This is a genomic window from Streptomyces sp. NPDC054796 (genome assembly GCF_053611545.1).
The window spans coordinates 87,229-107,802 of record NZ_JBSHAO010000012.1; the positions used below are offsets into that span (position 1 = coordinate 87,229).

The 20,574-nt window shown below is 73.1% G+C and carries 18 protein-coding genes and 1 pseudogene; 9 read left to right on the forward strand and 10 right to left on the reverse strand.

Annotated elements, in window-relative coordinates; genetic code table 11:
* Positions 1-160: 160 nt before the first annotated feature.
* Both ACWGJ2_RS12950 and ACWGJ2_RS12955 read right to left on the reverse strand, forming a co-directional pair.
* Complete coding sequence (locus ACWGJ2_RS12950; RefSeq protein ID WP_453346104.1) at positions 161-2,260, reverse strand: neutral/alkaline non-lysosomal ceramidase N-terminal domain-containing protein; 2,100 nt, start codon at positions 2,258-2,260, stop codon at positions 161-163.
* Between the two features lie 243 nt (positions 2,261-2,503).
* Positions 2,504-3,094, reverse strand: coding sequence for a TetR/AcrR family transcriptional regulator (locus ACWGJ2_RS12955; protein ID WP_453346105.1), 591 nt, complete (start codon positions 3,092-3,094; stop codon positions 2,504-2,506).
* 122 nt (positions 3,095-3,216) lie between these two features.
* Here ACWGJ2_RS12955 and ACWGJ2_RS12960 point away from each other — a divergent pair, with 122 nt between their 5' ends.
* Positions 3,217-4,185 (forward strand): alpha/beta hydrolase family protein, encoded by a 969-nt coding sequence (locus tag ACWGJ2_RS12960; protein ID WP_453346106.1) that lies wholly within the window; start codon positions 3,217-3,219, stop codon positions 4,183-4,185.
* Between the two features lie 77 nt (positions 4,186-4,262).
* On the opposite strand, the gene ACWGJ2_RS12965 is transcribed toward ACWGJ2_RS12960, so the two are convergent.
* The 7 genes from ACWGJ2_RS12965 to ACWGJ2_RS12995 form a co-directional block, all read right to left on the reverse strand.
* Positions 4,263-5,204 carry a DUF3048 domain-containing protein gene (locus tag ACWGJ2_RS12965; RefSeq protein WP_453346107.1) on the reverse strand — a complete coding sequence of 314 codons (942 nt, stop codon included), beginning with the start codon at positions 5,202-5,204 and terminating at the stop codon, positions 4,263-4,265.
* A gap of 36 nt (positions 5,205-5,240) precedes the next feature.
* Positions 5,241-6,416, reverse strand: coding sequence for a transposase (locus ACWGJ2_RS12970; protein ID WP_453346108.1), 1,176 nt, complete (start codon positions 6,414-6,416; stop codon positions 5,241-5,243).
* Complete coding sequence (locus ACWGJ2_RS12975; protein WP_453346109.1) at positions 6,409-6,699, reverse strand: hypothetical protein; 291 nt, start codon at positions 6,697-6,699, stop codon at positions 6,409-6,411. Before ACWGJ2_RS12975 ends, ACWGJ2_RS12970 begins: the two co-directional genes overlap by 8 nt.
* Positions 6,700-6,875: 176 nt before the next feature.
* Positions 6,876-8,165, reverse strand: coding sequence for a saccharopine dehydrogenase family protein (locus ACWGJ2_RS12980; RefSeq protein WP_453346110.1), 1,290 nt, complete (start codon positions 8,163-8,165; stop codon positions 6,876-6,878).
* A gap of 5 nt (positions 8,166-8,170) precedes the next feature.
* A complete protein-coding gene (locus tag ACWGJ2_RS12985) occupies positions 8,171-9,040 on the reverse strand; it encodes an Fpg/Nei family DNA glycosylase (protein WP_453346111.1) in 870 nt (289 codons plus the stop codon).
* Between the two features lie 229 nt (positions 9,041-9,269).
* Complete coding sequence (locus ACWGJ2_RS12990) at positions 9,270-9,695, reverse strand: OsmC family protein (protein WP_453346112.1); 426 nt, start codon at positions 9,693-9,695, stop codon at positions 9,270-9,272.
* A 238-nt stretch (positions 9,696-9,933) separates the two neighbouring features.
* The gene (locus tag ACWGJ2_RS12995) at positions 9,934-10,983 is read right to left on the reverse strand and encodes an LLM class flavin-dependent oxidoreductase (RefSeq protein WP_453346113.1); all 1,050 of its coding nucleotides are present in this window, start codon (positions 10,981-10,983) and stop codon (positions 9,934-9,936) included.
* 235 nt (positions 10,984-11,218) lie between these two features.
* Here ACWGJ2_RS12995 and ACWGJ2_RS13000 point away from each other — a divergent pair, with 235 nt between their 5' ends.
* The 5 genes and pseudogenes from ACWGJ2_RS13000 to ACWGJ2_RS13020 all read left to right on the forward strand — a co-directional run bounded on the left by ACWGJ2_RS13000 (position 11,219) and on the right by ACWGJ2_RS13020 (position 15,251).
* Positions 11,219-11,818, forward strand: coding sequence for a glycoside hydrolase family 25 protein (locus tag ACWGJ2_RS13000; RefSeq protein WP_453346114.1), 600 nt, complete (start codon positions 11,219-11,221; stop codon positions 11,816-11,818).
* Between the two features lie 180 nt (positions 11,819-11,998).
* On the forward strand, positions 11,999-12,814 hold the full coding sequence (locus tag ACWGJ2_RS13005) for a GNAT family N-acetyltransferase (protein ID WP_453346115.1): 816 nt from the start codon (positions 11,999-12,001) through the stop codon (positions 12,812-12,814).
* Positions 12,815-13,141: 327 nt separating this feature from the next.
* Positions 13,142-13,465 (forward strand): annotated as a pseudogene (locus ACWGJ2_RS13010) (lysophospholipid acyltransferase family protein); the annotation flags it as partial.
* A gap of 308 nt (positions 13,466-13,773) precedes the next feature.
* The gene (locus ACWGJ2_RS13015; RefSeq protein WP_453346116.1) at positions 13,774-14,283 is read left to right on the forward strand and encodes a hypothetical protein; all 510 of its coding nucleotides are present in this window, start codon (positions 13,774-13,776) and stop codon (positions 14,281-14,283) included.
* A gap of 47 nt (positions 14,284-14,330) precedes the next feature.
* On the forward strand, positions 14,331-15,251 hold the full coding sequence (locus tag ACWGJ2_RS13020; protein WP_453346117.1) for a DUF1707 SHOCT-like domain-containing protein: 921 nt from the start codon (positions 14,331-14,333) through the stop codon (positions 15,249-15,251).
* A gap of 65 nt (positions 15,252-15,316) precedes the next feature.
* Here the strand turns inward: ACWGJ2_RS13020 and ACWGJ2_RS13025 are convergent, their stop codons facing one another.
* Positions 15,317-17,092 carry a CoA transferase gene (locus tag ACWGJ2_RS13025; protein ID WP_453346118.1) on the reverse strand — a complete coding sequence of 592 codons (1,776 nt, stop codon included), beginning with the start codon at positions 17,090-17,092 and terminating at the stop codon, positions 15,317-15,319.
* Between the two features lie 216 nt (positions 17,093-17,308).
* On the opposite strand from ACWGJ2_RS13025, the gene ACWGJ2_RS13030 reads away from it, so the two are divergent.
* From ACWGJ2_RS13030 to ACWGJ2_RS13040, 3 genes are all read left to right on the forward strand, one after another.
* Entirely contained in the window at positions 17,309-18,580 is a 1,272-nt protein-coding gene (locus tag ACWGJ2_RS13030; RefSeq protein WP_453346119.1) for a WD40/YVTN/BNR-like repeat-containing protein, read from the forward strand.
* A gap of 62 nt (positions 18,581-18,642) precedes the next feature.
* Positions 18,643-19,338 (forward strand): endonuclease V, encoded by a 696-nt coding sequence (locus ACWGJ2_RS13035; RefSeq protein ID WP_453346120.1) that lies wholly within the window; start codon positions 18,643-18,645, stop codon positions 19,336-19,338.
* 231 nt (positions 19,339-19,569) lie between these two features.
* Positions 19,570-20,511, forward strand: coding sequence for a dihydrodipicolinate synthase family protein (locus ACWGJ2_RS13040; protein WP_453346121.1), 942 nt, complete (start codon positions 19,570-19,572; stop codon positions 20,509-20,511).
* Positions 20,512-20,574 lie beyond the last annotated feature (63 nt).

Consider the following 20,574-nt stretch of genomic DNA (forward strand, 5'->3'; position numbering starts at 1 on the left):
GAACTCCCTGGTTCTGTCGGCTCGCCGAAGACTTAGCAGGGGAATCCGTGTGGACGTCGCCTGTGTGCCCCCGTTCGGCCCTGTAGCCCCGGGAAATTCACACGGCGGACCTAAGCGTGCGGGAGCGCTCCGGCAGGCCGCGCCTCCGGCAAGGGCGCCGTCACCCCACCGTGAACGCCCTCGTCGTCCCGGAAATGGCGCGGACCGTGCCCACCAGGGGTTTGGCATCGCCGTGGTAGCTGATCCGGTACGTCCCCGGCTCCGTGCCCTCGGGGATGTCCCAGGACACGGTCACCTTCGAGGCGGCGACGCCCTCGCGGGCCCAGCGGAAGGTGGTCGCCCAGTCCCCGTCGTCGGCGACCGTCCGCCAGGCGCCGTCCCCGCCGTCCCCGCCGCTCCCGCCGTCCTGGCGCTCCACGCGCAGATAGGTGCCGCCCCGGTGCGTGTCGTTCCCCGGGTGGGCCCCCGCGAAGACGGCGGTGACCCGCTCGCCGGGGCGGTAGGCGGCGCGGGGCTCGGTGAGGACGTCGCCGAACTTCCGGCCCAGCGGCGGCGCGTCGAGCACGACGGGCGGTTGCAGGGCCAGCGCCTTGTCCGCGATGTCGGGCGCGACGGGCCCGACCGGCAGCTCCTCCCCGTCCCGCACGGCCCGCGCCAGCCGGGCGGCCGTCTGCTGGAGCGCGGGCAACTGCCACCGCCCGAAGAGGGTGCTGCCGCCCTCGTACTGCTGCGCGTCGTACTCCTCGGGCGTGGTCAGGTAGTGGAAGTACGCGTTGGCGTAACCGGCGACGAGCACGTCCCGCAGCTCGGCCCCCACGATCCCGGCGACGGTGCGCCGCAGCCGCAGCCCCGCCGCGATGGTCACCTCGCCCGGCACACCGATCAGATGGAGCCGGCCGACGCGCAGCAACTGCACCGGGACCTGCTCCTGCACCCACGGGTAGATGTGGTTCAGCTCCCCGATGGGCACGAAGATGCCCTTCGGGGCCTGGGCCTCGCGCAGTTCCGGCGAGGCGTTGTACACGATCGAGTCGGAGATGGTGTCCCAGAGCGGGTTCTCGCCCTCCGTGAACCCGGGGAAGGCCGGGCCGTCCTCCAGGCTGCCCGCCGCCATGGACGCGCCGATGGCGGGCTTCGCCGTCTTGTGCGTCCTGCCGTCGCCGGTGAACTCCGGCTCGACGGTGACGTCGGACAGGTCGATGTAGACGAGCCGCGCGTCCACCCCGCCCTCGACCTCGGTACCGCGCTGGTCGAGCTGCTGCGCCGCGGCGCCGTACTGGCGCAGCCCGCTGGCCCTGGTGTGCGCGAAGTCCTCGGGGGTGGTCGGGGGAGTGAGGGAGAGGTTCGGGGACATGTCGCCCGCGTTGGTCTGCGCGAAGGCGGCGACGAAGCCGGGCGTGCCGTCGCCGGTGTAGTCCTCGAGATAGTCGCCGTGCTCGACCTCGCGCTCCCAGTGCAGGGCCGCGTAGCCCTTGTTGTCGGAGCTGATCAGCCTGTTGTCCCCGGACATGCTGGTGCCGTGCGTGGCGAACCAGTTGACGGCGCCCACGGCGCGCCCCTCGCGCTCGACGCGCAGCAGTGTGGTCTGCGGGTCGATGGCGTCCGGGAAGTGCCGCTTCACCTCGGCGGGGTTGCGCTCGAACGCCCCTCGGGACCGGTTGACGCTGGAGTCCTTCAGCTCGCCGTGTGTCAGCGTCAGCCGGGAGGGCGCGAGGTCCTCGTGTGCGCGCACGACGGCCTCGACGATGCCGTCCGTGACTGCGTCGAAGGTCTTCTTGTGGAAGCCCAGGGTGGTGAGGTTGTAGAGGAGGTGGTGGGAGTAGCCGCCGGGGCCCGCGTGGGTGTGCGTGGCCGTCAGCATCACGTTGGCGAGGGTGTAGAGATCGCCGTAGCGCTCGGCCAGCCGCCGCAGCACGGCCTGGTGCACGCTCTCGAAGATCATGGGCGAGTCGACGACGACGAGGGCGACGCGGGAGTCCGGTTCAGCGGCCTCCGCGACGACGAAGGCGCGGGCGCGCAGGCGGGTGTGCAGCCCCTCGGCCTGCTGGTCGACACGGCCGTAGCCCATCATGCCGACTTCCGCGACCTCACCCGTCGCGTCGGCGACACCCCGTCCGACGAGGTACGGGGTGGTCTCGCCGGCCGCCGTGGCCGCGTCCGCCGGGGTGGTGGCGTGGCGCGCTTCGGCGTGCGCGGGCGCCGCGTGGGCACCGGCGAGCCCGAGACCGCCTGCCGCGGCGCCTGCACCGGCCCACAGCACGCTCCGGCGCGGCGGCGCCCCTGGAGTCCCTGTCCCTGTCCGCGTTCCCGTCCCTGTCCGCGTTCCCGTTCTCGGCTCCGGCTTCGGCTTCGGCTGCTGGGGGGTGGCTTCTCGCACGGGCGCTCCTCGGCTACTTCCCGGTAAAGGCGAAGAGAGGATGTCAGCCATGACCCCGGCTGACAATGAGTCAGCAGTGCTTTTCCGCCGACGTGTCCGACCGGACGACGGTGCACGCGCCGGCCCTCAGTCCCGCGTCCGGCCCAGCCCCGCGACGAGGACGCCGACCAGGCGCCGGGTGTCGTAGCGCCGGTTGTTCCCGGCGCCCGCGCACAGGCCGCCGACGCCGCGCATCAGCTCGTAGGGGTCCATGTCCGCGCGGATCTCGCCCGCACCGGTCGCCGCGTCGAGCAGTTCTCCGCACACGGGCACGAGCCGTTCCAGGAAGAAGGAGTGCAGGGGGTCGTAGCAGGGGTCGTCGGACTGGAGCACGGTGGCGAGCCCCTGTTTGGTGACCACGAAGTCGACGAAGAGATCCATCCACTGCCCCAGTGCCGCATAGGGCGTCGCGCTGGTCTCCAGCAGCCGCGGACCGGCCTCGGCGAGCGTCTCTACCTGGTGCCGGTAGACGGCCACGATGAGGTCGGCGCGGGTGGGGAAGTGGCGGTAGATCGTCGCCGTACCGACACCCGCCTTCGCCGCGATGTCGCGGATCGGCGCCTCCACGCCCGACGCGACGAAGACCGCGGCGGCCGAGTCGAGCAGCACCTGTTCGTTGCGCCGCGCGTCCGCCCGTTTGGGCCGTGCACGCGCCGCACCCTGCTCGCTGCCGCTCACCGCACCGTTCCCTTCGCCGTCGACGTGGCCATGCGGCCCTGGCTAAACGGGACACTGTCCCGTATGTTTGATCCGGGACACCGTCCCGTTTTCTCATGATGGCACAGAAGGAAGGTCCATCCATGACCGCTTCAGACACGACGGCGACCGGCACGACGCCGCACACCCCCGTACCCGCCCCCACCGTCCAGCCCGTGCCCGTCGTCTCGGTGAAGCCCGTGGTGCTGGAGGTGCCGGGCCGGGGCGAAGACCTGCGGGTGCGGGTCTCCGCGCCGGTGACCGGACGCGGGCTGCCGGTCGTCCTCCTCTCGCACGGCTTCGGCTCGTCGCTGGACGGCTACGGCCCCCTGGCCGACTTCTGGGCCGCGCACGGCTTCGTGGTCGTCCAGCCCACCCACCTCGACTCCAGGACGGTCGGCCTGCCCCAGGACGACCCCCGCACACCGCGGATCTGGCGGTACCGCGTCGAGGACATGAAGCGGATCCTCGACCGGCTCGACGTGCTGGAGGCCGCCGTACCCGGGCTCGCCGGCCGCCTCGACCGCGGCCGTATCGCAGCCGCCGGACACTCCTTCGGCGGCCAGACGGCGGGCAACCTGCTGGGCCTGCGCGTCCTCGACCCGGTGAGCGGGGAAGGGGAGGACCTGTCCGACGCGCGGATCACCGCGGGCGTGCTGATCGCCACGGCAGGGAAGGGCGGAGCCGATCTGACGCCGTTCGCGGCCGAGCACTTCCCGTTCATGAACCCGGACTTCACGCACATGACCACACCGGCGCTCGTGATCGCCGGGGACAAGGACGACCTGCCGTTCACCGACAGGGGACCGGAGTGGATCACCGACCCGTACCACCTGAGCCCGGGTGCCGAGAGCCTGCTCACGCTCTTCGACGCCGAGCACTCGCTCGGCGGGATCACCGGATACGACTCCCGCGAGACGACGGACGAGAACCCCGCACGCGTCGCCCTGGTCCAGCGCGCCACCTGGGCCTATCTGCGGCACGCGCTCGGCGTCGAGGACGGGAGCTGGGCGGCGGTGCGGCGCGCGCTGTCGGAGAGCGCCGCACCCATGGGCCGGATCGAGTCGAAGTGAGGGTCCGAGATCCCGCGCGGGCCCAGACCCCGTGAGCGGTCCCGCCAGCGGTCCCGTGAGCCGCCCCCTGGGCGCGCTCACGGTTTGGGTGCGAGCGCCACCCACACCGGGCCGCGCGCGAAGGAGATCCCGTTCCCCTCGTCGTCGGTGAACGTCGTGCCGCCGCTCGCCGACGACCGCTCCCAGCGCCCCTCGTACTCCTTGCCGTCCCGCAGCACCAGCGCCTTCCCCGAACCCACCGTCTCGGAGTACGGCGTGACGCTGCCCGCGCTGTCGCTCAGCCTGGAGTCGCGGATCGTCACGTACTGCACGACGACCGTCGCCGCGCTCAGCCGCTTGCCCTCGTCCGTCCGGGCGGGGGAGCCGTCCATCGACACCAGCCAGCGGCGCCGCTCCGCCGACCAGGTGTACGTGAAGCGCGCGCCGGGATAGCGCACCGTGTGCTCCTCGGCGGCGCGGCCACCCTCGGGCGCGGCGCCGAAGCGGAAGCCGATGCTGTCGGGTGCCGACGCGTCGCCGCCCTTGCGCAGGGCCCTGGCCGGTTTCAGATAGAGGTTGTGCGGCGCGGGCCGGTCCTGGCCGCGTACGTACGCGTCGCCGACGGCACTCGGCGGCAGCGGGGTCAGCGGCGCGGCCTCCAGCGCGGGCAGCAGCTTCGACTGCGCGCCGGAGTAGGCGAGGGCCGGATGGCCGAACTGGCGCAGCAGCTCCAGATCGGACTCCCGGGCGCTGCGCACCGGGCCGACGGTGGCGGGGAGACGGGAGGCGAACACGGCGAGGAGACGGCTCAGGCCCGCCTCGACCTGTTCGGTGTAGACGATGTCGGCGTCGTCGAGCCCGGTGTGCGGCCGGGCTGCGGGGACGTTGTCGATCTTCACCGCCAGCACCTTGTCGCCCGCGCCCTTCTCGCCGGTGAAGGGCGACCTCCCGTCCTCGTCGTCGTTCGGCTGACAGCCCGCCGCCAGCAGCGACATGCCCGCCGCCGCCAGCACGGCCCGCCGCGACCCGCTCCACGCCATGGGGTTACCGCCTCTCACTCGCCGGTTCCCTTCCCCCTACCGTTCCTGAACAGTGTCCAGGAGTGGCATTTGCTGCCAGTTCCCGGAACCGCGCGCGTCCCGAACGGTGTTGGATGCGCTGGTCTCCCGCGTTCGCTGTGTCCCCGTCCGGCTGCGTGCATCGTGTGCACGCTCCGTGACGGGTGGGCGGGTTCCCTCACGCCCTCGTGTGCCTGGTCCGGCCCGGGCGGTCCGATGCCCCGCAGCATCGCTCTGGTGCTGCGGGGGCGGTGCCGTCCGTCGCCGGATCGGGTGCCCGAGGGCGCGTCGCCCGATCGCGATGCCAGCGGCATCGTGACGGGACATCTTCCGATTCTTCGAGGTGAGGCGCTTCTTCCAGCGCTGATTGCCCCACATCGACGTGTACGCCGGGTCCACGGCAACGATCGACAGGCCGTGTCCGGCGGCCATGGACACGAGCCGGGCCTTGAGCTTGCCGGTGGGGATGCCGGAGATGAGCTGCCGGAAGCGCTTACCCCTGCCGTGCTTCTCGCGGGTCTTCTCCGCGGCGAAGTGGTCGGCGTTGGTGTCCACGCCGGCCATGCCCTCAGACCGCGCCGCCTGAAGCGGGATCGTCTGGGCAACGGGCCGTGTCCACGATGCCGTCAGGTACCAGCGGCCCCGCTCCACGTCCAGGTGGATACGGTAGGCCACGGCCCGGTTGTCTTCGATCCGGTCACGCCACTCGGCTCCCCGGTGCTGGAACCGCACGCGGGTGGCGAGGACGTACCGGCCGTGCTTGCTGTTGGCCAAATGGACGAGCGGGGCGGGCAGCTTGGTGCCCTTCTCCCCGACCGGCTGGGAGAGGCGGTGCTTCAGCGTCCGCACACCGGCCTCGAGCCCTTGGACGTGGGCGAGCTGACAGCGCCGGGACAGCGCCCACTGGTCGTGAGTGGCCTTCGTGATCGAACCGGCCCACCGGGACGAGGAGTCGGCCGTCAGCCCCTGTTTCCGGGCGGCCCACGTGTCGCTGTTGTGGTCCAGGCCCTCAGCGCAGCGGCTCTTGAGGTCCAGCGAGGCGAGGCGTCCGAGGTGTTGACCGACCAGCCGCAACACCTTGTCGTCCATGTCGGTGAGGTGCTTGAGGCGGTCGCGTACCGCCGCCCCGGACGGCCCGGGCGCCACGAATGGCGCGTCGATGGTACGGATCTGCTTCTTCTTCGGCTCACCCATCGGCAGCCGCCGCTTCGAGAGCCTTCCGCGCCCGGTTCTTCGCCGCCCACGCCGACGGGCAAGCGGCCTGCCGCTCCAGGCCGGGCTTCTGATCGTGCGAGGAGACGCGGTCACACAGACCCGCACCGCCGGTCACAGAAGGTGAGGTGTTCGCGTCGATGTTCACCAGGGCCGTGCGCGGCCCCACGCGTTCCGCAAGTACCGGCAAAGCGCCCTCACGGAACCAGCGGTACGCGGTACGTGGGGCAATCCCCTGCGCACGTGCCCATTCCGTCAGATTCACACATAAGACCGTATAGCACTCATGGCATCTGGAGGGCACTCATGGACACTTACGCAGAAGCGGTTTCTGACCCCTTTCCCGCCGGTTTCCCGCCGGTTTCCCGTCGGTCCGCGCCGACCTCCGCCTCAGCGGGTGAGGCGGAGGGGCCGTAGGGGCGTCGGGGGAGGGGCGGCGCGTCAGCCCGCCGCCTCCTCCCGCAGCACCCGGAAGCCCAGCCCCGCGCGCGTCAGCCGCTCCGTGAGCGGTCCGCCCATGGCCGCTGCCGGGGTGACCTGGCCCGAGGTCGCGGGGAGGTCGTCGTGGGCGAGGCACAGCGCGGCCTCGGCCAGGATCTTCGCGGTCTCGTCGTAGCCGGGGTCGCCGCCGGAGACCTCGGTCACCACCCGGCGGCCACCGCCCTCGCCGACGAACCGCACCGTGAACCAGCTCCGCGCGCGCCGCGCCTCGTCGGGCCCCTCGCCCGGCGCGAGGCGCGAGGAGAGCAGGCGACGCGTCGTCGGATGCTGTGCGAGCGCGAAGGCGGCGCCGACGGCGGCCAGTCCGCCCGCGACGACGGGGAGGTGCTTCACGGCGGCGTAGTGGCGATAGCGGAAGTCAGGCCCGTAGCGCTCCAGCGCCGCGGCCGAACGGGCGATGATCTGCGGGTCGATGGTCGGCAGCGGCACCGCCCAGGCGTCCACCTCCGGCACGCGGCGGACGCGGTCCAGCGGGGTGTGCACCGCGCGGCCCTCGGGGCGCGGCTCGGCGCGGCGGCGCTCGCGGGCCGTACGCGTCATGCGGTCGAAGCGTGAGAACGCGGTCAGCGTGCTCGCGAAGGTGCCCCCGGAGAACGTGGCGTTGGTCCGCACATAGCCGTCCACCCGCAGCGGCACACCCTCGGGAAGCCACTCGACGGTGAAGCGCGCGCCCAGGTCGTGGGGCACCGAGTCGAAGCCGCAGGCGTGCACGAGCCGGGCCCCGGTCCCGCGGGCGCGGTCGTGGTGGCGCAGATACATCAGGTCGGCGAACTCCGGCTCGCCGGAGAGGTCCAGATAGTCGGTGCCCTCCTCGGCGCAGGCGGCGACGAGCGGTGTGCCGTAGCGGATGTACGGGCCGACGGTCGTGGCCACCACCCTGGCCTCGGCCGCGATGGCGCGCAGCGAGGCGGGGTCTGTGGCGTCGGCGGTCAGCAGCGGCAGCTTTCCGAGCCCGGGACGGAGCTGTGCCAGGCGCTCGCGGAGCTGCTTCAGCTTCTCCGTGTTGCGGCCCGCCAGCGCCCAGCGGCAGTCGTCGGGCGCGTGCTCGGCGAGATAGCGGGCGGTCAGCTCGCCCGCGAATCCCGTCGCGCCGAACAGCACGATGTCGTACGGACGGTCGCCCTTCCGGGGCCGGGAGACGTCGGTGTTCCCGGTGGTCCGGGTGTTCTCGGGATTCTTGGCGCTCGCGGTGTTCTCGGGGCTCTTGGCGTTCCTGGGGGTGTCAGCCATGCGGGCTATTTGAGCAGACGCGACATCCGCCGGTCGGCGAGGGGCTTGCCCCCGGTCTGGCAGGTGGGGCAGTACTGGAGCGAGGAGTCGGCGAAGGACACCTCGCGGATGGTGTCGCCGCAGACGGGACAGGGCTCGCCGGTGCGCCCGTGCACCCGCAGCCCGCTCTTCTTCTCGGACTTCAGCTTCCCCGCCGCCACCCCGCGCGAGCGCTCGACGGCCTCGCGCAGCGTGCTGCCGATGGCCGCGTGGAGCGCGGCGATCCGCTCCTCGTCCAGTTCGGAGGCGAGTTTGTACGGGGACATCCTGGCCACGTGCAGGATCTCGTCCGAGTACGCGTTGCCGATACCCGCGATGACACCCTGGTCCCTGAGCAGCCCCTTGATCCGGTGCCGTCGGCCGCGCAGCAGACCCGCCAGGACCTCGGGCGTGAAGTCCTCGGCGAGGGGGTCGGGGCCGAGGCGGGCGATGCCGGGGACCTCGGAGGGGTCCCGCACGACGTACACGGCGAGCCGCTTCTGCGTGCCCGCCTCCGTCAGGTCAAAGCCGTCGCCCTCGGGGCCCGCGAGGTACAGCCGCAGCGCCAGTGGCCCCTTGCCCGCGCGGGGCGGCGCTTCGGGGAGGCTGTCCTGCCAGCGCAGCCACCCCGCCCTGGCGAGGTGGACGACGAGGTGGAGGCCGCCGTCGGTGGCCAGGCCCAGAAACTTGCCGTGCCGGGCGGCGCCGGTGAAGGTCTGGCCGTGCAGCGCGTCCAGCGGCGGATCGTAGGTCTTGAGCACGCTCACCGCCACGGGCAGCACACGTGCGACGGTGCGCCCGGCGAGGCGTTCGTCCAGGAAGCCCCGCAGGGCCTCGACCTCCGGTAGTTCCGGCACGGGCTCTCCTTCCCGTTCCCGCAGCCTGCCCTCGCACCTTCCAGGGTGCGGGACCTTGCGCGTGTGCGCATGTACGGGGTGCGGAGATGTGCCGGGCGTGTCCGCCGTGCGTCTGCCGTGCGTCCGCCGGGCGTGTCCGGTGCGCCGGACGTGGCCGCGCGTCGCGTGGGCCGCGCGGGTCCGGCGCACCGGGGTGCCCGGCGCGGGGCACCGGGCACCGGGTGGCGGGTCAGGCCAGCTTCGCGTCCAGCGTGATGGTGGTGCCCGTCAGCGCCTGGCTGACCGGGCAGTTCGCCTTCGCGTCCTCGGCCGCCGCGGTGAAGCCCGCCTGGTCAAGGCCGGGGACCTCGCCCTCCACGGTGATGTGGATGCCGGTGATACCGGTGCCGGGCTGGAGGGTGACCTCGGCCTTGGTGGTCAGGCGGGTGGGCGTGTGGCCCGAGGAGCCGAGCCCGTTCGACAGCGCCATGGAGAAGCAGCTCGAATGCGCGGCGGCGATCAGCTCCTCGGGGCTGGTCTTGCCGTTGGCCTCCTCCGCGCGCGCTGGCCAGGAGACGGCGTAGTCGCCGATGCCCGAGGAGTCGAAGGAGACGGTGCCGTGCCCGTCCTTCAGCGCGCCGGTCCAGACGGTGTGGGCGGTACGTGTGGTGGCCATGGTGGGTGAACCTCTCTCGACGTGTGCGGTGGTGGTGGGTGACGGGTGCGGCTGGTGTGCCGCCGTTTCCCCACCGTACGACTGCACTGTAGGGCGGCCCTCACACCCTCCGCGTGAGATCTTCCCGCCGTCCTCCGAACGGTGTGCGGGACGGTGTGCGGACGCGGCCCGGCACCGACCGGGGCCGACCGGCACCGACCGGGGCCGGCCCCGGGCCGCGGCTCACCTGGCGGGCGGCTCAGGCGAAGGCGGGCATGATCCGGTCGTGGATCAGCCGCAACTGGGTGTCCACGTCGGCGACCCCGTCCAGTTCCCTGCCCGTGAACGCCTTCACCAGGCCGCTGTCGGTGAGGGCGCAGATCATGTGGTTGACGCCGCTCGGCGCGATCTCGTCGCGGATCTTCTCCGCGCACTCCTCGGGCGTTCCCGCGACGGACAGCCGCTCGGCGACCTCCGGGCTGGTCAGCTCGATGCCGCGGGCCAGGTCCCCCGCGCCGATCGCCTCGATGACCGGCTTCAGCTCGCCCGGGTCCACGCCGTTGCGCACGAGCTGCTCCTCGGGCATGGACGAGGCGTAGATGCCGACCATGCTGCGTGCCGCCTCCTTCGCCCGCGCCCCGTCCGGGCCCGTCGCGAAGACGACCCACGCGCCGATGTCGAGCGCCCGCCAGTCCTTGCCCGCGCGCTCGGCGCCCGCGCGGATGTGGTGCACCGCGTAGTCGTAAGCCTCGCGCGTGTAGCTGAGCGCGTGGTGGCAGCCGTCGGACAGCTCGCCCGCGGCCTCGAAGGACTTCGGCCCGCGCATCGCGCCGAGCTTCAGCGGCAGCCGCTCCTGGACGGGGCGCGCGAAGGTGAACAGGCCGTTGTACGAGTAGAACTCGCCGTCGCGCGTGATCGTGCCCTCGTCGAGCAGGGTGCGTATCACGGCGAGCGCTTCCTTGGTGCGCGACAGGGGCTTGGTGCGTGCCCAGTCGATGCCGTACTGCGCCAGCAGGCCGAAGTTGCCGCTGGAGAGCACGCCCTCGGCGCGGCCGTTGGACAGTTCGTCCAGCGTCGCGAGCGCCTGTGCGACGAGGCTGGGCTCCCGCAGGGTGACGGGGGTGACGCTGGGGCCGAGGCGTATGGAGCTGGTCTGTCCCGCCGCGGCGGCGAACAGCAGCCACATGTCCTTGTGCCAGGTCTCGTCGGCCGCGTAGCAGGCGTGGAAGCCGAGTTCGTCGGCGAGCCTGATGGAGGCCAGGGACTCCTGGAGCGGATAGTCGGGGAGCATGGCGTAGCTGAACCTCACGGTTGCCACCTTCCTGCCTGTCTGGGCCTGTGTGGGGTGGAACTCGGGGTGGATCAGGGCCGGACGCCGGTCCGTGGGCGGATTCTGCCAACTCCCGCGCCGTGAAGGGAGGGTAGCGGCGTGCACGTAACGTTCACATATGTTCACGCACGGTACAGGGGGTTGTGTACCGGGTATCGGACCGGTATCCAGACGCGGTCATCCGCACGGGCACGACAGGAAGAAGTGGTTCGCTGTGATCAAAGGCGTCGATGTCGCCTCGTACCAGTCCGAGAACTACAGTACGAAGGGCCTGGATTTCGTCTTCATCAAGATCACCGAGGGTAGGTCGTACACCAACCCCAAGTGGGTAGCGCAGCGCAAGACGGCGCGGGACGCCGGACTGGTCACCGGCTTCTACCACTTCGGGAGGTCGGGCAGCATCAAGGGCCAGGCCGACTACTTCCTCTCGAAGATCAACCTGGTCGCCGGTGACATGCTCGTCCTCGACTGGGAGGACTCGGCGGTCACCAACTCGGAGAAGGACACCTGGATCAAGTACGTCCAGGAGAAGGCTCCCGGCCACAAGGTGCTGCTGTACTGCAACGTCAACTTCTGGCTGAACCACGACACGACGTCCTTCGCGGGCGACGGCCTGTGGATCGCGCACTACAACGGAAAGCCGGGCAAGCCCGGTATCAAGCACCCGTGGCGCTTCCACCAGTACACGAGCAGCCCCATCGACACGAACCTCGGCGACTTCGCCAGCCGCGCCGCGCTGCGCGAGTGGGCGGGCGGCACCGGCTCGACGACGGAGGACCGGCGGCAGGTGGAGGAGGAGCTGGCGGAGGGCTGAGCGGGACGGACCGGTGGACGGATCGGCGGGCGGGTCGCTGCGGGGGACGGGCCGGAGGGATCGCGGGGCTGGTGTTCAGGGAGCGCACATCCGGGCTCCCCGACATGGACACGTCCAGTCCAGTCCGCGCGGTCAAGAAGGAGGGGAACGGTCCGTCCCCGCAGTACAGGAGAGCACACCGTGTCCCCGTCGTACGCTTCCGCTCCGGCTCCCGCTCCGGCCGCACCGCCCGTCCCCGCTACGGCACCCGCTCCCGCTCCCGCTCCCACCAGGTACGTGGTCTCCCTCGCCCGCGAGGAGGCGGAGGTGCGCGCGGCCCAGCGGCTGCGGCACACCGTCTTCGCCGACGGCATGGGAGCCCGCCTCACCACACCCGAGCCCGGCCTCGACATCGACCCCTTCGACGCCTACTGCGACCACCTCCTCGTGACCGAGACGGCCTCCGGCGAGGTCGTCGGCACCTACCGGCTGCTGCCGCCCGAGCGGGCCTCCGTCGCCGGACGGCTCTACGCGGACGGCGAGTTCGCCCTCGACCGCCTCACGCCCCTGCGGGACGACCTCGTGGAGGTCGGCCGCTCCTGCGTGCACCCCGAGCACAGGGACGGCGCGGTCATCGCCCTGATGTGGGCGGGCATCGCCCGCTACCTCACCCGTACGGGACACAACTGGCTCGCGGGCTGCTGCTCCGTACCCCTCGACGACGGCGGACGGCTCGCCGCCGGGGTGCGGCGGACCCTGAACGAGGCACACCTGACGCCCGAGGAGCACCGCGTGACTCCCCGGCTGCCCTGGCTTCCCCCGTCCGACGACGTCCCCGCTCTGGCACGCCGCGCTCTGCCGCCGCTGCTGCGCGGCTATCTGCGGCTCGGCGCGCGCGTGTGCGGGGAGCCGGCGCACGACCCCGAGTTCGGGGTCGCCGACTTCTACGTCCTCCTGTCGCTCCGCGACACCGATCCCCGCTATCTGCGCCACTTCCTGTCCCTCGTCCCGGCGTGAACGGCCGTGAGCGACGGTGCGAAGGCGCTTCCCGCCCTGTCTGCCCCTTCTGCCCACGCGTGGATGCCCACCGCGCCCTGTACGACGGCGGACTGCGTGCCCGAGGGCGCGCCCACCGTCGGAACGGCGCGGCGGGCGGCGCGCGGCGCTGCCCTCCTGGCGGTGCTGCTCACGGGCATCGTGGCCGCGCCACTGGTGCGGCTGCTGCCGGGGCGTCCGGCACGCGCTGCGGTACGGGGGTGGTCGCGCGCGCTGGTGCGGGCGGCGGGGGTGCGGTTGCGGATTCGGGTACGGGGGACGGCGCCGGGTCAGGGTCCGGACGTGGGCATGGGCGCGGGCGTTGACGTGGGTGCGGGGCCGTTCGGGGTGCGGCGCGTGCCCGAACTCGTCGTCGCCAACCATGTCTCCTGGCTCGACGTCCCCCTCGTCGCCGCCGTGCGCCCCGGCCGGATGCTGGCCAAGGCCGAGGTCGGCGCGTATCCGGTGCTCGGCGCGCTGGCCGCCCGCGCCGGAACCCTCTTCATCGACCGTGCGCGGCTGCGCTCGCTGACGGACACGGTCGCCGAGGCCGCGGCGGCGCTGCGGGCCGGTTCGACGGTGGTCGTCTTCCCCGAGGGCAGCACCTGGTGCGGCACGGAAGCGGGCACGTTCCGTCCCGCGCTCTTCCAGGCCGCGCTGGACGCGGGGGTGCCCGTACGGCCCGTGGCGGTGCGCTATCTGACCCGGCACGGGGCCGCCCTCCACCCCACGACCGTGGCCGCTTTCGTGGGCGAGGACACGCTGTTCGCCTCGCTGCGACGGGTGACGGCCGCCCGTGGCCTCGTGGCCGAGGTGACCGTGCTGCCGCCCCTCTCCGTGCGCGATTACGCCTGCCGCCGGGCCCTGGCCAGGGCGGCTCACGGGTCCGTAATGACGGGCGCGGCCGACAATCGTTGGCGTGGGCAGATAATGTCCCCGTCATGCCGGAAGCCAACTCTGCCCCGAAACCCGACACCGACGCCGCCCCCGGGTCCGACGCCGAAACCCGTACGGGTACCGGCGCGGACACCGGCGAGGACGCCGCCCCCGACACCAAGCCCGACCCCGAGCCCCGCCCCACGCCCGACGAGGGCGCGTACGACGACGAGCCCGGCGAGGACGGACACGAGGGAGAGCCCGAGAACGGACCCGGGGGAGAAGGAGAGGGTGAGGGCGAGGGCGAGAGAGCGGGGCTCACCCCGCGCCAGGCGCGGCGCATACGAATAGTCCTCTCCGCCGCCGTCATGATCGCCGTGGCCGTCGCCCTGGTGATCCGTCTCAACAGCGCCCCTTCGGTCCTGACCGTCGGCTTCTACGGCATCGCGCTCATCCTCTCCGGCACCGCCATCGTCCTCAGCCGCCGCGGCCGTACCCGGGTGGCGACGGGCGTACTGGCACTTGGCTTCGGCGCGGTCCTTCTCGCGGAGAAGCTGCTGTCGGCCACGGAGTAGCCGCGAGCCACGGCGACGGCCGAACTCCCGGGCGTACTCTGCTTCGTATGACGGAGGAACTGCCCGAGATGCGGGCCTCGGACGCGGAGCGCGAGCGGATCGCCGACGTGCTGAAGGAGGCCGTGGCCGAGGGTCGGCTCGGGGTCGACGAGTTCCAGGAACGCCTCGACTCCGCCTACCGGGCCCGTACGCGCGGGGAGTTGGAGCCTCTCGTACGCGATCTGCCCACGCCCGGTGCCACTTCTCTCGTCAAGGGGCACGGGTACGGATACGGGCAGGCGGCGGGTTCGCGCGCCCCGGCCCCGCGCAGGCCCGGCGCCGCCGAGCGGATCGGCGGACGGGGCACGTCGAGTTGGGGCGTCGGCATTCTGGGCGGCTTCGGCCGCAAGGGCAACTGGACGGTGCCGCGCGCCTTCACGGGCGTCGCGATCATGGGCGGGGGCGAACTGGACCTGCGCGAGGCGCGCTTCGAGGAGCGCGAGGTCGTCATCCGGTGCTTCGTCTTCATGGGAGGCATCGATGTGGTGGTCCCGTCGGATGTCGAGGTCGAGGTGCGCGGCATCGGCATCATGGGCGGCTTCGACTCGAACGCGAGCGGCGAGCACACCGGTGGTCCGGACGCGCCCCGCGTGGTCGTCACCGGCCTCGCCGTATGGGGCGGGGTCGGGACGGAGCGCAAGCTGACCCGCGAGGAGAAGCGGCAGCGTCGCGAGGACAAGCTGCGAGGGCGCGAGGAGCGCAGGAGGCAGCGCGAACTGGACCGTCGCGAGCGCCGCGGGTCCCGTCGCGAACGCGACAACCGGCACGGGCTGGGGTCCGGGTCCGGGCATGGACACGGGCCCGCACTCGGGCACGGGCTCGGCCACGGCCACGGCCGTGGACGGGGCGCTTACGGGGAACCGGACGCGCCGGACCGTGCCGATCGCGCCGACCGTGCCGACGGCTCCGGGCCCGCCCCCGCGGAGTGACGCACGAGGCCGGGCGACCAGAACCGGGGCCGGAGGACGAGGAGCCGGGGAGGAAGTGTCGCGGCTCAGTGCCAGGCCGGGGCGTCCGTGCCGGGTTCGCCGGGCGGACGTGACCAGCCGGTGGGGCCGCCCTCGTAGCCGACGGGGGACAGCGCGTACCGCAGTCGTCCCAGCGGCCCGGAGCACTCGGAGAGCCAGGGCGAGGGATCGTGGGCGGGCCCGTCGATGACCGCTTCCTCCGCCCCGCTACCGGTACCGGACCCCGTCCCCGACGTGTTGGCCGCGTCGCCCAGCAGCCAGGTGGCCGTCCGCGCCAGCGCCAGCCGCACCACGCGGGAGCCGCTCGCGCCACGCCGCTGCTCCGTGAGGGAGCGCAGCACGGCAGCCGCCAGCAGATACCCGCTCCCGTGGTCGAGCGCCTGCGCCGGGAGAACGCCGGGCGCGCCGTCGGGCCCCGCCTCGATGGCCGCGATGCCGCTCGCGGCCTGTACGAGGCTGTCGAACCCGCGCCGTCTGTGCCACGGGCCGTGCGCACCCCACGCGCTGAGCTGCCCCACTACCAGCCCCGGCCGCCGGTCGGCCAGCGACTCCGGCGCGAGGCCGAAGCGGTCGAGGGCGCCGGGACGGTACCCGGTGAGGACGACATGCGCCGAGGACAGCAGCTCCTCGAAGGTGGCCTGCCCGGCGCGGTCGCTCAGGTCGAGCAGCGCGGACCGTTTGCCGAAGCCGCTGTCCGCGTGCGCGTCCCTCTTCTCGGGGAGCTGCGGCGCGTCGATGCGCAGGACGTTCGCGCCCAGCAGCGCGAGCGTCCGGCTGGCGACGGGGCCCGCGATGACCCGGGTCAGGTCCAGCACGCGTACGCCGTCGAGGGGGCGGCCGGACGGGCCCTGCGCGCCGTCCCCGGGCGCCGCGAAGGGGGCCGCGAAGGGGAGGACCGGGGCGCGGTCGAGGCGCTTGGCGGACAGCAGCGGCTGCCGCGTCAGCGCCGCGCCCTGCGGATGCCGCGCCCAGTCGTGCGGGGTGCGTACGGCGACGGCCAGGCCGCCCGCCGCGTACACCTCCGTCTCCACGTCCACCGCCTTCCGCTCCGCCAGCACGGCGGCGACCCGCTCGGCGAGCGCGGCCTCCGCGGCCCTTTCCGTGGTCTCTTCCGAGCCGTCCTGGAGGCCGAGCGCCGCGAGGAGCCGGGAGCGGTGGTGCGGGTAGTTCGCGTGGGTGCGCAGCCAGCCGTCTGCCGTGCGCCAGAAGCGGGAGAGCGGCGCGAAGTTCGCCGGTTCGCGGCCGTCGACGCGCAGATGGCGCTCGCTGACGAAGGCGGTGGCGACGGCGCCGTCGTCGACCCGTACGGACGGCACGTCGGCCGCCCCGGGTCCCTCGCCGTCCACGCCGCTCGTGTCGCCTGTCCCGCCCGTGTCGCCTGTCCCGCCCGTGCCGTGGGCCCGTACCGACGCCAGCTCGGCCGCCGCGAGCGAGCACACCGCCACCGTCGAACGCGCCAGCTCCAGCACCGGCAGCCTGGAGGGGAGCAGCCGGGGGCGGCGTACGAGCGAGACGCGGTCCAGCAGCGCGGGGTCTCCGCCGAGGGCGGCCCAGGCGTGTGCCGTGGCGTCGTCCGTACGGGCAGGTACGGGGGGTTCCGGCTGCGCGGGCCCGGCGGGCGCGGGAACGGGTGCGGGAACGGGAACCGGGACAGGCGCCGCGGGGGGCGCCTCGGGGGCGGCACCCGTGCTGCCCGGCTCACTCATGCCGTCCTCGGCGCCGCTCCTCGGGGGCGTGGGGCCCGCTTCGACATCGCGGGTCGTGCTGGTCACCGCTGCTGAAGATCGCTCCATATCGGGCATTGTGACACCTTGCCCAGGTGAGAGGTATCAGCCGCGAGTGGCGGTGTCTCCACGGATGGCGGTGCCGTGGGGCGCGGCTGACGCTGGCTCAGGAGTTGCCTGCGATCGGGGGCGGAGGCGGGACCGGAGTCGGAGTCGGGGCCGGAGCCGTGGGAGTCGTGACGGGTCCGCGTCAGTCGGCTAGGTTCCTGCGCCATGAGGGGCGAGGGGATGACGATGACGGTGAGACGACTGGTGGCGGTGGCCCTGTGCGGGGCTGCCGTGTGTGCCGCGCTCGGAAGCGGTCAGGCGGTGGCGGGTGCGGCGGGTGCGCCGATTCCGTCTGGTCCGTCGGGTCCGTCCGGCGAGGGGGCGGATTCCGTCGCGTGGGGCGGCCGGGACAGTCGGGGCGGCTTGAGCTGGTCGCTCAAGGACAGCGGGAGCGAGGCCCGCTTCCGCGGACTCGCCGCCGTCAGCCGCTCGACGGCCTGGCTCGCGGGCAGCGGGGGAACGGTCCTGCGGACCCGTGACGGCGGTACGCGCTGGACGGATGTGTCGCCGCCCGGCGCGGAAGACCTGGAGTTCCGCGACGTGGAGGCGTTCGGCCCGGACCGGGCCGTCGTTCTCGCCATCGGGGAGGGCGAGGCGTCGCGCGTGTTCCGTACGGACGACGGCGGCGCCACCTGGAAGGAGACCTTCCGTAACGACGAACCGTCCGCCTTCTACAACTGCCTCACCTTCTTCGACCGGTCCCACGGACTGGCCGTCAGCGATCCGGTCGACGGTGCGTTCCGCGTCCTCGGTACGCGGGACGGCGGCCGGAGCTGGCGGGTGCTGCCCTCCGACGGGATGCCCGAAGCGCTGCCTGGAGAGGCCAACTTCGCGGCGAGCGGCCAGTGCCTCGTCACGGCGGAGCGCGCGGGGGGCCAGGGGCGCGGTACCCGTTCGGGTGATGACGTGTGGATGGCGAGCGGCGGCGGTGCCACCGCACGGATCTACCACTCGGCCGACCGCGGCAGGAACTGGACCGTGTCCGAGGCGCCCGTGCCCGCGGGCCACTCCGCGCGCGGCGTCTTCGGCCTCGCCTTCACGGGCCAGGGGCATGGGTACGGGCATGGGCATGAGCATGGGCATGGGTACGGGCACGGGGGCGCCGGGCGGGTGCGGGGCCTGGCCGTCGGCGGTGACTACCGCGCCGGTGAGCACTCGCCCGACGCCTCGGCCGTGAGCCGCGACGGCGGCGCCACATGGCGGGCGAGCGACCGCCCGGTGCCCGCGTACCGCTCGGGGGTCGCCTGGCTGCCCGGCACCCGCTCGGCCGCCCTCGCGGTCGGCCCCACCGGCACCGACCTCAGCCTCGACGCCGGACGCACCTGGCACACTGTGGACGGCGGCTCCTATGACACGGTCGACTGCGCGGGCTCGGCACGTGCCTGCTGGGCGGCGGGGGAGAAGGGACGCGTGGCCCGCCTGGAGCCGGGAGCGTCGGGGGCGCCGTCACGGGACTGACGGCGACGGCCGCGCCGAGGGCCCGGGCGCGATGATCATCCTTGCGGTAGCGTGACGCTCCCATGAGCGGCTCCCAGGACTGGCCCCGTACCGAGGCCGAAGCGCTAGCAGTGCAGGACTCCCTGCGTACCCGGGTCGAGGAGACCGACCAGTCCCCGGCCCCCGGCGCGGCGGGAACGATCGCGGTCGGTCTGGACGTCGCGTACGACGACGCGCGGGACGTGGTCGCCGCTGCCGCCGTCGCCCTCGACGCGGCGACCCTGGAGGTCGTCGAAGAGGCCACCGTCATCGGCCGGGTGGCCTTCCCGTATGTGCCGGGGCTGCTCGCCTTCCGGGAGATCCCCGCGCTGCGGGACGCGCTCGACGAGCTGGGCCGACGGCTCGGGCGCGCGCCCGACCTCCTCGTGTGCGACGGCTACGGACGGGCCCACCCGCGCCGTTTCGGCCTCGCCAGCCACCTGGGCGTGCTCACGGGGCTGCCGGTGATCGGCGTCGCGAAGAACCCGTTCGTGTTCCGGCACGGTGTGGTCGGCCCGGACCGTGGCGACAGCGCCGCGCTGCTCGACGGGGCGGAGGAGGTTGGGCGCGCGCTGCGCACGAGGCGCGGAGTGAAGCCGGTCTTCGTCTCGGTCGGCCACCGCGTCAGCCTGGACAGCGCCTGTGCGCACACGCTGAGCCTGGCCCCCGACTACCGGCTCCCCGAGACCACGCGCCGCGCCGACGCGCTGTGCCGACGCGCCCTGCGCGAGAGCGCCTGAGCTGCTGGGCGCCCGAGCCTTCCGGGCCACCTGGGTCCATGGGCGTCTGAGCGTCCGGGTGCCGGTGTCCCGGGGGTCCGGGTGTCTGACCACGGCCCGAAGAGACGGAAGGTGGCGCCTGTCTGAACGGACGTCAAACCTTGACACCCGCCGCCTGGCGGAGGACATTCGGCGATGACATGGGACGTCCCATGTCCAATTTAGTCGTAGTCATCCTGTGTTGGAGCCGCGATGTCGTGTCCGCTTCCCGTGCCGCTCACCGGGATCGTCCCGCCGCTGTGCACTCCGCTGACGCCCGAGGGCGAGATCGACACGGCGGGTCTGCGCACACTGGCCCGGCGGCTGATCAGAGCGGGCGCGCGGGCGCTGTTCGCCCTCGGCTCCAGCGGCGAGACCGCGTACCTCAGCGACGTACAACGCGACACCGTCCTGCGTACCGTGGTCGAAGCGGCTGACGGCGAGGTACCCGTACTCGCGGGGGTCATCGACATGACCACGCCCCGCGTGCTCGATCAGGCACGCAGGGCCGTGGACGCGGGCGCAGACGCGCTCGTCGCCACCGCGCCCTTCTACACGCGCACCCACCCGGTCGAGGTCGCCGGACACTTCCGCCGCATCCGCGCCGCCGTCCCGCTCCCGCTGTTCGCGTACGACATCCCGGTGGCCGTGCACCACAAGCTCTCCGCCGCCACCGTTCTCGAACTCGCCGAGGACGGCACCCTGGCCGGGCTGAAGGACAGCAGCGGCGACGACGGAGCCCTACGGCGGCTCCTCGTCAGCCTGCGGCAACGCGGCCTGCTGGAGCGCTTCTCCGTGCTCACCGGCTCCGAACTCGCCGTCGACGGGGCGCTGCTGGCCGGTGCGCACGGGGTCGTTCCCGGCCTCGGCAACCTGGACCCGGACGGCTACGCGCGGCTCTACGCCCACGCCCGCGCCGGACGCTGGCGCGAGGCCGCCGAGGAACAGGACAGGATCGCCGCGCTGTTCGCCCTCACCGACGTGGGCCCCGAGGACACCATGGGCCGCAACTCGTCCGCGATCGGTGCCTTCAAGGCCGGGCTGCGGCTGCTGGGCGTCATCGACTGCGCGGCCACCGCGCCTCCCCAGGTCCCCCTGGACGCGACGGCCGTGAAGCGGGTCGGCGCGCTGCTGGAGGAGGCGGGGCTGCTGTGACCGGGTCTCCCGCCTCCCGTACACCCGCCGCGCTGCCTTGGTACCGCGAGGTCTCCCGTACGC

What these genes read in the sequence shown, in the direction of transcription:
- ACWGJ2_RS12960 (WP_453346106.1), top strand. Translation starts at nt 3,217, where the DNA reads ATGACCGCTTCAGACACGACGGCGACCGGCACGACGCCGCACACCCCC.
- ACWGJ2_RS12965 (WP_453346107.1), bottom strand. Translation starts at nt 5,204, where the DNA reads ATGGCGTGGAGCGGGTCGCGGCGGGCCGTGCTGGCGGCGGCGGGCATG.
- ACWGJ2_RS12970 (WP_453346108.1), bottom strand. Translation starts at nt 6,416, where the DNA reads ATGGGTGAGCCGAAGAAGAAGCAGATCCGTACCATCGACGCGCCATTC.
- ACWGJ2_RS12980 (WP_453346110.1), bottom strand. Translation starts at nt 8,165, where the DNA reads ATGGCTGACACCCCCAGGAACGCCAAGAGCCCCGAGAACACCGCGAGC.
- ACWGJ2_RS12990 (WP_453346112.1), bottom strand. Translation starts at nt 9,695, where the DNA reads ATGGCCACCACACGTACCGCCCACACCGTCTGGACCGGCGCGCTGAAG.
- ACWGJ2_RS13015 (WP_453346116.1), top strand. Translation starts at nt 13,774, where the DNA reads ATGCCGGAAGCCAACTCTGCCCCGAAACCCGACACCGACGCCGCCCCC.
- ACWGJ2_RS13020 (WP_453346117.1), top strand. Translation starts at nt 14,331, where the DNA reads ATGACGGAGGAACTGCCCGAGATGCGGGCCTCGGACGCGGAGCGCGAG.
- ACWGJ2_RS13025 (WP_453346118.1), bottom strand. Translation starts at nt 17,092, where the DNA reads ATGCCCGATATGGAGCGATCTTCAGCAGCGGTGACCAGCACGACCCGC.
- ACWGJ2_RS13030 (WP_453346119.1), top strand. Translation starts at nt 17,309, where the DNA reads ATGACGGTGAGACGACTGGTGGCGGTGGCCCTGTGCGGGGCTGCCGTG.
- ACWGJ2_RS13035 (WP_453346120.1), top strand. Translation starts at nt 18,643, where the DNA reads ATGAGCGGCTCCCAGGACTGGCCCCGTACCGAGGCCGAAGCGCTAGCA.
- ACWGJ2_RS13040 (WP_453346121.1), top strand. Translation starts at nt 19,570, where the DNA reads ATGTCGTGTCCGCTTCCCGTGCCGCTCACCGGGATCGTCCCGCCGCTG.